Origin of the sequence: Sphingopyxis sp. BSNA05, assembly GCF_013265645.1 — a bacterium.
Classification (GTDB): domain Bacteria; phylum Pseudomonadota; class Alphaproteobacteria; order Sphingomonadales; family Sphingomonadaceae; genus Parasphingorhabdus.
On sequence record NZ_PYIA01000092.1, the window covers coordinates 77,915 to 91,729 of the forward strand.

At 61.8% G+C, this 13,815-nt stretch carries 11 protein-coding genes and 3 pseudogenes; 8 read left to right on the top strand and 6 right to left on the bottom strand.

Annotation, left to right across the window (positions count from 1 at the left end; genetic code table 11):
• Positions 1–3: 3 nt before the first annotated feature.
• Positions 4–1,184 (bottom strand): annotated as a pseudogene (locus C8024_RS10555) (CaiB/BaiF CoA transferase family protein).
• 64 nt (positions 1,185–1,248) lie between these two features.
• On the opposite strand from C8024_RS10555, the gene C8024_RS10560 reads away from it, so the two are divergent.
• From C8024_RS10560 to C8024_RS10585, 7 genes and pseudogenes are all read left to right on the top strand, one after another.
• Positions 1,249–2,169: a hydroxymethylglutaryl-CoA lyase gene (locus tag C8024_RS10560; protein ID WP_173204865.1), complete on the top strand. Its 921-nt coding sequence runs from the start codon at positions 1,249–1,251 to the stop codon at positions 2,167–2,169.
• A 30-nt stretch (positions 2,170–2,199) separates the two neighbouring features.
• Positions 2,200–3,608, top strand: a pseudogene (locus C8024_RS10565) (hydantoinase/oxoprolinase family protein); the annotation flags it as partial.
• A gap of 87 nt (positions 3,609–3,695) precedes the next feature.
• Positions 3,696–4,253: a hypothetical protein gene (locus C8024_RS23355; protein WP_367947277.1), complete on the top strand. Its 558-nt coding sequence runs from the start codon at positions 3,696–3,698 to the stop codon at positions 4,251–4,253.
• Between the two features lies 1 nt (position 4,254).
• A complete protein-coding gene (locus C8024_RS10570) occupies positions 4,255–6,120 on the top strand; it encodes a hydantoinase B/oxoprolinase family protein (protein ID WP_173204869.1) in 1,866 nt (621 codons plus the stop codon).
• A gap of 109 nt (positions 6,121–6,229) precedes the next feature.
• A pseudogene (locus C8024_RS10575) lies at positions 6,230–7,255 on the top strand (FAD-dependent oxidoreductase); the annotation flags it as partial.
• A 125-nt stretch (positions 7,256–7,380) separates the two neighbouring features.
• Entirely contained in the window at positions 7,381–7,830 is a 450-nt protein-coding gene (locus tag C8024_RS10580; protein ID WP_217272144.1) for an FAD-binding protein, read from the top strand.
• Between the two features lie 25 nt (positions 7,831–7,855).
• Positions 7,856–8,629, top strand: a complete 774-nt coding sequence (locus tag C8024_RS10585) for an SDR family NAD(P)-dependent oxidoreductase (protein WP_173204892.1) — start codon at positions 7,856–7,858, stop codon at positions 8,627–8,629.
• Between the two features lie 4 nt (positions 8,630–8,633).
• Here the strand turns inward: C8024_RS10585 and C8024_RS10590 are convergent, their stop codons facing one another.
• Positions 8,634–9,950 carry an MFS transporter gene (locus C8024_RS10590; RefSeq protein WP_173204872.1) on the bottom strand — a complete coding sequence of 439 codons (1,317 nt, stop codon included), beginning with the start codon at positions 9,948–9,950 and terminating at the stop codon, positions 8,634–8,636.
• Positions 9,951–10,019: 69 nt separating this feature from the next.
• Positions 10,020–10,790 (bottom strand): SDR family NAD(P)-dependent oxidoreductase, encoded by a 771-nt coding sequence (locus tag C8024_RS10595; protein ID WP_173204875.1) that lies wholly within the window; start codon positions 10,788–10,790, stop codon positions 10,020–10,022.
• A gap of 90 nt (positions 10,791–10,880) precedes the next feature.
• Here C8024_RS10595 and C8024_RS10600 point away from each other — a divergent pair, with 90 nt between their 5' ends.
• Positions 10,881–11,618, top strand: coding sequence for an SDR family NAD(P)-dependent oxidoreductase (locus tag C8024_RS10600; RefSeq protein WP_367947278.1), 738 nt, complete (start codon positions 10,881–10,883; stop codon positions 11,616–11,618).
• On the opposite strand, the gene C8024_RS10605 is transcribed toward C8024_RS10600, so the two are convergent.
• The 3 genes from C8024_RS10605 to C8024_RS21560 all read right to left on the bottom strand — a co-directional run.
• Positions 11,607–12,908 carry an MFS transporter gene (locus tag C8024_RS10605; RefSeq protein ID WP_173204881.1) on the bottom strand — a complete coding sequence of 434 codons (1,302 nt, stop codon included), beginning with the start codon at positions 12,906–12,908 and terminating at the stop codon, positions 11,607–11,609. The two genes, C8024_RS10600 and C8024_RS10605, sit on opposite strands and share 12 nt — an antisense overlap.
• Positions 12,909–13,107: 199 nt before the next feature.
• Positions 13,108–13,551: an acyl-CoA dehydrogenase gene (locus C8024_RS21555; protein ID WP_254305793.1), complete on the bottom strand. Its 444-nt coding sequence runs from the start codon at positions 13,549–13,551 to the stop codon at positions 13,108–13,110.
• A gap of 26 nt (positions 13,552–13,577) precedes the next feature.
• On the bottom strand, positions 13,578–13,815 hold a 238-nt coding region (locus tag C8024_RS21560), incomplete at its 5' end, for an acyl-CoA dehydrogenase family protein (protein WP_254305794.1).

A 13,815-nucleotide genomic window follows, 5' to 3' on the forward strand; every position in this document is an offset into this window, starting at 1 on the left:
GCCTCAGATAATACCGCGCTCCTGCAGATCGGCCATTTTCGCACTGTCCATCCCGAGCAGTTCGCCATAGATGATTTCGTTATGCGCGCCGAGTTCCGGACCGACGCTGTCGATATGGCCCGGCGTCTTGGACAATTTTGGCGCGACATTCTGCATCACAAAATTCTCGTGCTGCGGATGATCGACCTTGACCAGCGCTTCCCGCGCCTTGAAATGCGGATCCTCCAGCATTTCCGGCGCGCGATAGACATTGCCTGCGGGCACGCCATGTTCCTCGCACATGTCCAGCAGATCCTTGCTCGTGATCGTTCTGGTCCATTGCATGATCAGCTCGTCGAGCTCGGTCTGGTTCTCGCCGCGCGCCACATGCGTTGCATAGCGGGGATCCTCGCCAAGCTCCGGCCGGCCCATCATCGCCGCCATCCGCTTCCACACGCTGTCCTGGTTGCCGCCGATCAATATGCTGCCGTCGCTGGTCGGATAGACATTCGAAGGTGCGATTTTCGGCAGAATCGATCCGGTCCGTTCGCGGATATGACCGGCGACCGTATATTCCGCCACGGTCGATTCCATATTGGCCAGCACCGCTTCGTAAATCGCCGAGTCGACCACTTGTCCCTCGCCGGTCTTGTGGCGATGCTGCAGCGCCATCAGCGCGCCGAGACAGGCATAGGTCGCGGCCAGCGAATCGCCGATGGATAGCCCTGCGCGGCTCGGCGGCCGGTCGGGCTCGCCCATGATATAGCGCATGCCGCCCATCGCCTCGCCGATTCCGCCATAGCCGGCGCGGTGCGAATAGGGCCCGGTCTGGCCATAGCCGGACACGCGGATCATGATCAGACCTTTGTTGATCGCGCTGAGCGTATCATAATCGAGACCCCATTTCTCCATGGTGCCGGCGCGGAAATTCTCGAGCAGAAAGTCCGATTTCTCGACCAGTTTCTTGACGATCTCCTGGCCCTCTTTCTCGCGCAGATTGAGGGTTATCGACTTTTGTTGCGCCCGACAACGGAGAACCAGAGCGGAATGCCCTGGCCCCAGCTGCGCATCGCGTCGCCGACCTTGGGCGGTTCGATCTTGATGACCTCCGCGCCATGATCGCCCATCAACTGGCCGCAATATGGCCCTGCAATCAGCTGCCCCATTTCGATCAGCCGTAATCCTGTCAACGCCCCTTGCGTCATGAAAAATACTCCCGCATCATCCTTTCTTCTATACAAAGCGCGAACAGGATTGTATACAATTTAAATGGACAGAATTAACCGCACCGCGATCACCATATTGGAAGTCGGCCCGCGAGACGGGTTGCAGAATGAAGCCGAGATCATTTCGACGGCGGACAAATTGGGCCTGATCACCCGCATGCTGGACGCCGGCGCAAAGCGCATGGAAGTGGCCAGCTTTGTCCATCCCGGTCGCGTTCCGCAAATGGCCGATGCCGAAGCGGTGATCGCCGGCCTGCCCGACCGCGACGATGTGTCCTATATCGGCCTGTGCCTGAACAAGCGTGGAGTCCTCCGCGGCCTGGCAACGCGCGAGGGAAACAAGCGCGGGATCGACGAAGCCGGCTGCGTGGTCGTGGCCAGCGATACTTTCGGGCAGAAGAACCAGGGCCAGACGATAGAGCAGGGCATAAAGGAAAATCGCGAGATGATCCGCTTTGCCAAGGCCGAGGGGCTGAAGGCGCAAGTCACCATCTCGGCCGCCTTTGGCTGTCCGTTCGAGGGCGCGGTCGACCCCGAGACGGTTCTCCATATCGCCGAGGAAATGGCTGCCGAAGACCCGATGGAAATCGCGCTGGCCGACACAATCGGAGTTGGCGTGCCCGCCCAAGTCACCGACCTGTTCGGACGGCTCAGGGAATTGCTTCCCGACCATATCGGCATGCGCGCCCATTTCCACGACACGCGCAACACCGGCATCGCCAATGCCTGGGCCGCCGTGCAGGCAGGCGTGGAGACACTGGATTCCAGCCTTGGCGGACTGGGCGGCTGCCCGTTCGCGCCCAATGCCACGGGCAATATCGCGACCGAAGATCTGATCAACCTGCTCGACCGCTCCGGCGTCGGCCATGATCTCGATCTCCGCAAGGCGATTGCCACCAACCAGTGGTTCGAACCGATTCTCGGCCGGCCGCTGCCGTCTCTGGTTGCGAGAGCCGAAGCCTGAATGCACACTATACAAGAGAGAGATTGAAATATGGGGTATCGATTGGGTGTCGACGTCGGCGGAACTTTTACCGACCTTCTGCTGATTGACGAGGCCACCGGCCAGACGTTCCGGGACAAGGTCCCGTCGACCCCGAGCGATCCCTCCCAGGCGGTCATCAACGGCGCGCGCGGCCTTTGCGAACGCCAGAATATTCTCCCTGTCGATATCGACCTGTTCCTGCACGGCACGACCGTCGCCACCAATGCGGTGCTGGAAAAGAAAATCGCCAAGGTCGGTCTGGTTGTGACCGACGGCTATCGCCATCTGATGCAGATCGCGCGCAGCCTTGTGCCCGGCGGTCTGGCGGCGTGGATCATCTGGCCCAAGCCGGAGCCGATGGCGGCTCTCGAACGGACCATCGAAGCGCCGGAACGGATGGATGCCGAAGGCAATACCGTCCGCGAACTGGACGAAGCGGAAATGCGCGCCCGGCTGGAAAAGCTCAAGGCATCGGAAGACATCGAGGCGCTGACCGTCTGTCTGATGAACAGCTATGTCGACGGTCGTCACGAAAAGGCCGTCGCCGCCATTTGCGCCGAGGTCTTCCCCGACATCCCGATTTCGATCTCCTCCGACATCCTGCCGGAAATGCAGGAATATGAACGCGCCCTCACCACCATCGCCAATAGCGCGGTGCGCCCGGCCGTCGCCCGCTATGTCGGCAATCTGGAACGGGAACTGAAGGCCTGGGGCACCAAGGCGAAGCTCAATCTGCTGCGCTCCGACGGCGGACTGATGTCCGCCGAGAAAAGCGCCGAGGCTCCGGTCAACCTGCTGATGTCGGGACCGGCCGGCGGTGTCGCCGGTGCGGTCTGGGTGGCAAAAAGCGCGGGCGTGAAAAATATTCTCACGCTCGACATGGGCGGCACCTCCACCGATGTGGCGCTGATCGAAAATGGCGAGGCCCGGCTGCAGCGGGAAACCTCGGTCGGGGACCTCAATGTCCGCGCGTCGTCGATCGACGTCAAACCGTCGGTGCCGGCGGTGGCTCGATCGCCTTTGTGCCCGAACTGACCAAGGCGCTGCGGGTCGGCCCGGAAAGCGCCGGCGCGGTGCCCGGGCCGGTGGCTTATGGCAAAGGCGGCGAATTGCCGACGGTGACCGATGCCAATGTCGTGCTCGGCTATTTGCCGGAATCGCTGCTGGGCGGCAGCTTTACCCTCGATCGCGAGGGCGCGAAGAAATCGGTCCAGACGATCGCCGACGCGCTGGGTATCGACCTGATGGATGCCGCCGCCGGCATCATCGATATCGTGAACGAGAATATGTTCGGTGCGCTGCGGCTGGTCTCCGTGCAGCAGGGCTATGACCCGCGCGACTTTGCCCTGATGGGCTTTGGCGGTGCCGGACCGCTGCACGCCAATGCGATGGGCAAGCTGATGAACAGCTGGCCGGTGATCATCCCGCCTTCGCCGGGCGTACTCTGCGCCTATGGCGATGCAACAACGCGGCAACGCGTCGAAACCCAGCGCAGCTTCAACAAAATGGTTCAGAACACGACCGATGACGAGCTCACCGCCTATCTCGATAGTCTCGGCGCGCAGGTAAAGCAGGAGCTGGAAGCCGAGGATGTCGCGCCCGATGATATCGAGCTGCTCTACGAGATCGATATCCGCTATGCCGGTCAGGCTTTCGAAATCCCGCTGTCGGTGGAACCCGAAGGCCTTTCGATTGCCAGCCTGATCGCCCGCTTCGATACCGAGCATGAGCGATTATTCACCTTCAATCTGGACGAGACGCCGCACGAGATCGTCAATGTCCGCGCCGTTGCGCTCGGCAAGTCCGCCGATGTCGCGCCACCGGCAATCGAAAAGGGCGATGCGGATCCATCGGGCGCCAAGACCCGCGATCACCAGCTCTACATGGACGGCAGGATGCAGGACGCCGCAATTTATGACCGCGCGCTGCTCAAGGCCGGCAATCGCGTCGCCGGTCCTGCGATTGTCACCGAAATGGACAGCACCACGCTCGTCCACAGCGGCTGCGAAGCTTTGGTCGACGCCCATGGCAATCTGATCATCAACCTGGTGGAAGGAGCCTGATATGCCCGCACAGATTATCGAAACCAACAAGGCTCCGTTCAACAAGGTCGAGGTCGACCCGGTCACCCTCGACATCATGGAAAACGCCCTGCGCAACGCCCGGATCGAGATGGACGCCACTTTGGTGCGCACCGCCATGTCGCCCGGCATTCGCGAACAAGGCGATGCCTTTCCGCTGATCGCAGACCGCGCCGGCAAGATGGTGGTCGGTCAGTTCGGCAGCTTCATCGACGGCTTCCTGCGTTCCTATCCCGGCACGATCGAGGAGGGCGACATGATTTTCCTCAGCGATCCGTATAGCTGCGACGGCGCCGTCAGCCACAATAATGACTGGCTGGTTTTGCTGCCGGTCTATCGCGGTGGCAGGCTGGTTGCATGGACCGCCATGTTCGGTCACCAGTCCGATATTGGCGGCAAGGTGGCCGGTTCGATCCCGATCGACAGCAAGAGCGTGTTCGAGGAAGGCGTCCGCATTCCGCCGGTCAAAATCTACCAGAAGGGCGTCTATAACGAAGAGATGGTCAAGGTCGTCCTGCACCAGAGCCGCAAGCCGGACTGGTGCGCCGCCGATCTCAACGCACTGATCGCCTCCTGCCGTGTTGCCGCCCGCCGGGTCGACGAAATGTGCGAACGCTTTGGCGAGGACGAATTTGCCAGCGCCACCGATCTGCTGCTGGCGCGCAACCATCGCGCGATGAAACATCTGATCGAGACCAGCATCGGCGAGGAACCGGTCAGCTTCACCGATTTCATCTGCGACGACGGCGTCGGCTTTGGCCCCTACAAGATCAGCTGCAAGATGTGGCGCGAGGGCGGCAAGGTCATTCTCGACTTTGAAGGCACCGACCCGCAGGCGCCAAGCTCGATCAACTTTTTCCTCAACGAGAATATGTTCAAGATGTTCTTCGGCATCTATATGATCATGGTCTTCGATCCGCAGATCCTGTTCAACGACGGCTTTTACGATCTGGTCGACGTACGGATTCCGGAAGGATCGCTGCTCAAGCCGAAATATCCCGCGGCGCTGGCCGGACGCACCCATGCGCTGGGCCGGATTTTCGACATATTGGGCGGCCTGCTCGGCCAGCGCCAGCCGGAATTCCTCAACGGCGCGGGATTCTCCTCCAGCCCGCATCTGATGTATTCCGGTTTCGACAAGGGCGGCGAATGGTTCCAGCTGTTCCAGATCGGCTTTGGCGGCATTCCCGGTCGGCCCTTTGGCGACGGTCCGGATGGTCATTCTTTGTGGCCCGGCTTCACCAATGTGCCGAACGAATTTCTCGAGAAATATTTCCCGCTGCGAATTGAACGCTATGAGGCCAAACCGGATAGCGGCGGCGCGGGCAGCTTCCGCGGCGGCAATGGCATCCACATGACCTACCGTTTCCTCGAACCCGGCACGGTGGCGATCCACGACGACCGCTGGTTCACCTATCCCTGGGGCGTCAACGGCGGCCAGCCGGGTGACCGCGCCACCAAGATACTCGAGCGCGCCGATGGCACGAAAGAAGTGGTCGGCAACAAGCAGGACGGCGTCGAGGTGTGCGAGGGCGATCTGCTGCATTTCATCACCTGGGGTGGTGGCGGCTGGGGCAACCCGCTGGAGCGCGATCCAGAACTGGTGGCGCTGGAAATCCGCCAGGGACTGGTTACCGTGGAAGGCGCGCGCGACTATGGTGTGGTGATCGCCGAAGACGGCCGCGTCGATGGCCCGGCAACGGAAAGCCTGCGCGCGGAAATGGCGGCGAATATTGTCGAGAGCGACAGTCCGTTTAACTTCGGACCGGATATCGAAACCTTGCGCGCCAATTGTCTGGAAGAAACCGGTCTGCCGGCACCGGTGCAACCGGGACGTGTCGCCGCCTAGCAAGTTCCGGCTATCCAAAGTGCGGTTTGTCCCGCCTTATCCAAGCCCCTAGACTGGTCGCCAATCCGGTTACGGGAGAGGTGCGATAGTCGATAGCGAGACAGATGTTCTGATCATCGGTGCGGGGGCAGCGGGCCTCACCGCGGCGCTGACGGCGCACGAAGCCGGTGCCTCGGTCCGGCTGATCGAGAAGCAGGACCGGCTCGGCGGCACCGCCGCGATTTCCGGCGGCGTGGTCTGGCTGCCCGATCATGACCAGATGGCGGCGCAAGGCATCAAAGACAGCAGCGCCGATGCCCTCGCCTATTTCCTTTCCCTCAATCATGGCGAAATGGACGAAGCAGTGCTCTCGGCCTTCGTCACCGAAGCCGGACCGATGCTTTCCTTCCTGACCGGCATCGATGCAATCGATCTGACCATGATGCCGTACTATCCGGACTATTACGAGGACCGGCCCGGTGCGAAAACGGGCGGCCGGTCGCTGGACAATGAATTGTTCGATTTCACTTCGCTCGGCGCGTGGAAAGACCGCGTGTTCGATCATGGCCCGGCGCCGCGGATGATGCTGCGCGAAACGCCGCTGGGCGGCGGCAGCGGCATGGTCGAACCGGAGGAATTGCAGCGGCGCGATGAAGGAGATCTGCGCGGCTGGGGACAAGCGCTGGTCGGACGGTTGCTGAAAGCCTGTCTCGATCGCGGCATCGAACCGATTCTCGGTTGTGGCGGTTACCGGCTTTGCTTGGAAGAAGGTCGGGTAACCGGCGCGATTGTCGAACGCGGCAGCGAGCAGGAAAGCATCACTGCACGAAACGGCGTGATATTGGCCACCGGCGGATTCGAGTGGAATGATGCGCTAAAACACGCCTTTCTGCGCGGGCCGCTCGAAGCACCGGCCTCGCCGCCGACCAATGAAGGCGATGGCCTGAAAATGGCGATGACAGCGGGCGCGGGCTTGGGCAACATGACCAGCGCCTGGTGGGTGCCGACCCTCGCAATTCCCGAATCGCAATGGCAAAACGGCGAGACCCGCAATATGCCGGTGCTGATCGAGCGGACCCTGCCGCACGGCATCATGGTCAACCGCGAGGGCAAGAGATTCTGCAACGAAGCCGCAAATTACTCGGCACTGGCCGGGGCCTTTCATGCCTTTGATCCGGCGACCTATGCCTATCCCAATCTGCCCGCCTATCTGATCTTCGATTCGCAATATCGGGAGCGCTATCCGCTGTCCTCCTTCATGCCCGGCACGCCGCTGCCGGACTGGGTGGCGCAAGCGATTCGCTCGAAGAGCTGGCGGCACAAATCGGCGTTGATGCAAAGAATCTCCCGGCTACCGTCAACCGGTTCAACAAGCTGGCCGAGCAACTGGACGACCAGGATTTCGGCCGCGGCAAGACCGACTATGACCGCTTCTACGGTGACCGATCCAGAGAAGGCGCGGGAGCGACACTGGGCGATCTAGCCAAGGCGCCTTATTACGCAGTGGAAATCAGAATGGGCGCACTCGGCACCAACGGCGGCGCGAAAACCAGTGCGCAGGCACAGATCATGGATGTCGACGGCGAGCCCATTGCCGGACTGTTTGGCGCCGGTAATGTGATCAGCGCGCCGACCGGCAGCGTTTACGCCGGCGCGGGCGGCACCTTGGGGCCGGCCCTGACATTCGGCTATATCGCCGGCCGCGCGGCGGCCAGACGGGTCAACCGGTGACCGGCACGAACAAGGAGATCATATGATGGCTATATTGGACCAATTCAGACTGGACGGCGAAGTCGCTGTCGTCACCGGCGCTGGCAAGGGAATCGGGCGGGCGATTGCGCTCGGGCTGGCGGAAGCGGGTGCCGACGTGGCGGTCGCCGCGCGCTCTGCCGATGATCTGGAGAAGGTCGCCGGAGAGATACGCGCCATGGGTCGCCGTGCAATTGCGGTCCCCACCGACGTGACCAGCCGCGCCGCTCTCGAAAATCTCGCGAACCGCGCGGTCGAGGAACTGGGCCGGCTGACGATCTGGGTCAGCAATGCCGGCGGCCTGCCCGATGGCACGCCCCGCTATCTCACCCGCACTCCGGAAGACAGCTGGGACGCGCAGATCGAGCTCAATCTGAAAAGCGTGTGGATGGGCGCCGTCGCCGCTGCCAGCCATATGAGCGATAATGGCGGCGCAATTATCAACATCTCCTCGCGCGCCGCGATCGGCGGGCAGGTCAAGAACGCCCCTTATGGCGCGGCCAAGGCGGCGGTGAACAGCCTAACCGCAAGCCTGTCGCTTGAACTCGCGCCGAAAATTCGCGTCAACGCAGTGGCACCCGGCCCGATCCCGACCGAAAATTTCGACGAGTCGATGGGTATCAATTCGGAAGAGAAACGCGCGGCTCTGCTCAAGCAGTTCCAGATTCCGCTGGCCCGTTTCGGCCGGGAAGAGGATATCGCCGCTGCCGTGGTCTATATGGCGTCGCCAGCATCCAGCTGGGTAACCGGCCAGTGTCTCTATGTGACGGGCGGCAAGTGACGATTCAGGCGCGCTGACGCTTCATCCACACCCAGACGCGCCAATAGTGGAAACCCGCCCAGAGGTTGAACAGGGCCAGCACCATCAGCGCCTGCTGCAGCGCGCTCGCCTCCAGAGCGCGGTTGCCGCCGGCGAAATAGTCGGACAGGCCGCCGACGAAAACGGGGCCGATGCCGAGGCCTATCAAACCCGCGATCATCAGATAGATGGCCACCGCCATCGCCCGGGTCCGGTCGCTGGCCAGAGTCTGGACGGCGGCGAAGCTGGGGCCGAAATAGAAGGTCGCGGCAAAGGTCGGAATGCCGAGCAGGGCGATCGCGACATTGGCGTTTTCTGCATAGATGGCGGCAATCATGCCGGGCGCGGCGAGCGCCAGCACCAGCCCGCTCGCCAGCAAGGGCAGCGCCGGATCGCGCTTGCCGATCAGATCGCCGGTCTTGCCGCCGAACCAGGCGCCGAAACCGCCGGTCAAACCGACCATCACGCCCAGTTTCCAGCCGAGCTCGCCATAGTTCATGCCGTGCACCCGGACGAACAGACCGCCGTAGAAACTGGCGAGGCCATAGGAAATGAACTGAACCAGCACGCCGGCGGCGACCAGATGCCAGTAAGCCGGTTTGCGTGACAGTTCGAGCAGGGCGGCGCGCAAGGTCATTTCACCTGCCGCAGGCTGAAAGGCTTTGGCCAGGCTGACCTTGCCGCGCGGATCGGGGACGGTAAACCAGATCACCAGCGCGATGATTATCCCCGGCAGGCCGGCCAGCAGAAAGGCGGCGCGCCAGCTGAACATTTCGGTGATATAACCGCCGCCGGCATAGGCAATGAACGCGCCGACGGGGACTGCTGCCCCCATGATGCCGAGCGCGCCGGCACGGCGTTCCGGCGGGAACAGATCGGCGATCAGGCTGTGCGAAGCCGGCGCCGATCCCGCTTCGCCGATGCCGACGCCGACACGCGCCAGGAACAGCTGCACAAAACTGCCCGCCAGCCCGCAGAGCACAGTCATCAAAGACCAGATGGCAATGGCAATGGCGATGATCCGGCTGCGGTTCCAGCGATCCGCAAGCGCGGCGAGCGGGATCGCCAGCGTCGTATAGAAGATCGCAAAGGACAGGCCGGTCATCAGGCCAAGCTGCGTGTCGGAAAGCCCGAGATCGCGCTTGATCGGCTCGGCCACGATCGAGATGACCTGACGGTCGAGAAAGTTGAGCATCGTCACGATGAACAGGATCGCGAGCGCGTAATTGGCGCGCCGGCGCGAGGCAGACGCATTGTCTGCCATAATCTCGATGCCCTCGTTGGGGCGAATGTCCTCTGCCATCCGACAGCTATGACAGGATTATTTTGCGCCCGGCACCCTTTGTTTAGCTAGGACCGGTCATGCCTCTTGTCAGAGCGACTGACCGTCATCGATGATGATATCCGAACCCGTAACCATCCGCGAAGCGTCGGAGGAGAAATAGAGCATCATCGGGTCGAGCGATTCGATATCCTGCAGGCGGCGGCGATGGAAACCGGCGATTTGTGCCTCGCCACCTGCGGTCTGATACCAGTCGCCCTGGATCTCGGTCGGAATATAGCCGGGGTGGATCGTGTTCACATTCACGCCCATCCGCACCCATTCGCGCGCCAGATTGCGGCCGAGATGGGTCACGCCCGCCTTGCTGGCGGCATAAGCGCTGTCGCCTTCGCCGGTCAGCCGCGAGGTGATCGAACCGATGATCACGATCCGGCCGTTTTCCTTTTCCCGGCTACCACTGGCGATCAGCCTTTTGGCCCCTTCGCGCGCCACCAGATAGACGCCCTTGAAATTGGTATCGAGCAGCATCTGCAGCCGGTCGGCGGGCACTTCGGTGGAGCGCCCGGTCGCGGCGACACCGGCATTGGCGACAATCGAATCGACTGTGCCGAATTTCGCTTCGGCTGCATCATAAGCGGCGATGATCGAGGCCTCATCGGTGACATCCAGAGGAACCGCCAGCGCCTGACCGCCTGCATCAATAATTTCCTTCGCCAGCGCGTCGGTCCGGTCGGTCCGCCGGGCACCCAGGACAACATTGGCACCCGCCGCTGCAAACAGCTTGGCGAAACGCGCGCCGAAACCCGATGAGGCACCAGCGATCAGAGCGGTGCGGCCTTCAAGCGAAAAGGGGATATCCATAATGTCTCTGCTCCGGGATAGATTGTTCAACAAGCCCTAGACGATCCCGAAATGGTCGGCCAATAGTCAATTGCATAGGAGAAGATAATGATAGACACGTCCATCGATTTTACCGGGCAGACCGTTTGCGTAATTGGCGGCTCGAGCGGGATTGGCAATGCCAGCGCACAGGCCTTTCGCGCCCAGGGTGCCGAAGTCCATGTCACCGGCACGCGGGGCAGCGAAGCCGACTATGATGCCGACGAAGGATCCGATCTGTCCGGGCTGATCTATCACCAGCTGGATGCGGGGGACGATGCCGCGATCATCGCCCTGCGCCAGAAATTCACCAGGCTCGACATATTGGTCTGCTCGCAGGGCATGGTGATGTACAAGCGCGCCGAATTTGAACCGGAAAATTTCGCCAAGGTCGTGCAGGTCAATCTCAACAGCCTGATGACCTGCGCCGGGCAATTTTATGATTTGCTGAAAGAAACAAAAGGCTCGCTGATCATCATCAGTTCGACCGCAGCTTTTCACGCTACCGTTGGCAATCCCGGTTACAACGCGTCCAAGGCTGGGGCTGCCGGACTGACCCGCACTCTGGGCAAGGCCTGGGCGCCGGACGGCATCCGCGTCAATGGTGTCGCGCCGGGCCTGATCGCCACAAAGATGACCAAGGTCACCACCGACAATCCCAAGCGGCGGGACGCCACCATCCGGTCCATCCCGCTCGGCCGCATCGGTGATACGGACGATATGGCGGGGCTGGTGCTGTTCCTCGCCTCGCCGCTCGCCGGTTATATCGTCGGCCAGACGATCATCGCGGACGGGGGACTATTGCTGTAACGCGAGGCCCGAGGGCGTGTCGCTCATCGCCTTGCTGGTCCACCAGAAGAGGCAGACCGAAATCGTCAGGCTGACCACTGCGGTGACCATGACGGCGTAGCTCAGCGACATCGCGCCATATTGACTGGCCCAGCCGTCACTCATCACGCCGATCAGGGCCGGTCCGATCGCATAGCCCAGCAGATTGGCCAGCAGGCTGCCGAAGGCCGAGGCCGTGCCCCGCTCGGTCGGCTTCACCGCCGCCTGCATCATCGAATAGGCCGCCCCCTGGGTCGAAACGAGCAGGATATAGCCGACAATATAAAGGCCGAGCGTCCATTGCAGACTGTCGGCGAGCAGGCAGGAGGCCCAGAAGGGCAGAGTCAGTCCCAGCGCCAGCGCGCAATACCACGGACGCCATTTCGGGGTTCTCTTGGCCAGATGGTCGGCCAAAAACCCGCCAAATATCATACCCGGCACGCCGCCGATGAACAGCACCGCTCCGAGATAGAGACCGGCTTCTCCCTGGGTGATTTCAAATTTGCGCATCAGGATCGGCGCCAACCAGATGGCAAAAGCGAAGGCCGGGACATTGGCGAAGGCATTGGCCGTGATCACCCGGGCGAGAATCGAATTGCGCCAGAGCGAGAGCATCGCGGTCCTGAACGGCTCCTGCTTCGCCACACCCGCCGCGTTCGCATCGGCTTGAAAATAGCGGCCGCGCACCGGTTCCTTGACGGTCAGATAGAGTATGATACCAAGCAGAACGCCGGGCAGGCCGAGCAGGATGAAGGCCCAGCGCCAGCCATATTCGGACGCCAGATAGCCGCCCGCCGAATAGCCGAGAACCGGACCGAGCACAGCGCCTGCGGTAAAGATACCCATGGCACGCGACAGCTCGTGCGGGGCGAAATAGTCGGTGATGATCGAAACCGACGGAGGTGCGCCCCCGGCCTCGCCAACCCCGACGCCGAGCCGCGCGAGAAATAGCGTCCAGAAACCGGTCGCCGCGCCGCACAGGGCCGCCATGATGCTCCACAGCGATACAGCGATCGCGACCATCGTCCTGCGGTTGGTGCGATCCGCCAGCCGACCGGCCGGAATGCCAAGCAACAGATAGAATATCGTGAAAGCGGTACCGGCGAGCAGCCCGATCTGCGTATCGCTCAGCAGGAACTCGGCCTTGATATCCTCGATCAGGATCGACATCACCAGCCGGTCGGTGATGTTGAACATGAAAGTCAGCATCAGCATGATCAGCACATAATATCGATAGACGCCGCCGGAAGTCTGCTCGGGTAACTTGCTCATCAACATCCTCTCCAACGGATGGCAATGATCTAGCGTGAAAAAGGGGACAGAACCAGCGTGGCTCTATCCCCTTAAATGATAGGGTCAGAAATCATATCGACCCGCGATGCCGTTCGTGCTGAACTTGTCGAAGCACATAGGAGGCCGCTCTGTGCCGCGTTCATCCTTCAACAGGCTCAGGACGAACGGGTTTGTCCGCCTAACCCGCAGTCAGCGCAATATGCCGCCGCATATGATGGTCGACGCTGCCAAACTCGCTCTCAATGATCGACAGGCGCTTGAAATAGCTGCCCACCGCGAGTTCGTCGGTCATGCCCATGCCGCCATGGGTCTGGATCGCCGACTGGCCGATGAAGCGCGCCGCCTGGCCGATACGGACCTTGGCCGCAGACACATTCTTCTTGCGCGTCGCGTCGTCCTCGTCGAGCTTGATCGTCGCCAGATAGCACATCGAAACCGACTGCTCATATTCCATCAGCATGTCCGCCATGCGGTGCTGCAAGACCTGGAAGGATCCGATCGGCGTGCCGAACTGCTTGCGCTGGCGCGAATAGTCGACCGTGGTTTCGTTGGTGACCTTCATCGCGCCCACCGCTTCGGCGCAAACCGCTGCGGTCGCTTCGTCGACGACCTTCTCGATCAACGGCAGGCCATTGTCCGCGTCGCCGATCAGGCATCGCCGGAGACCTTGACATTCTCGAAATAGACTTCCGAAGCGCGGCGGCCGTCGACCGTCGCATAGTCGCGGGTGCTGACACCCTGTGCCGCCTTGTCGACGACGAATACCGAGACACCGTCCTTGTCGGTCTGGCCACCCGAAGTGCGCGCGGTGACGACCAGATGGGTCGCCCAGGGCGCGCCGATAACAACAGCCTTGTGGCCGTTGATGACATAATCGCCGCCGTCG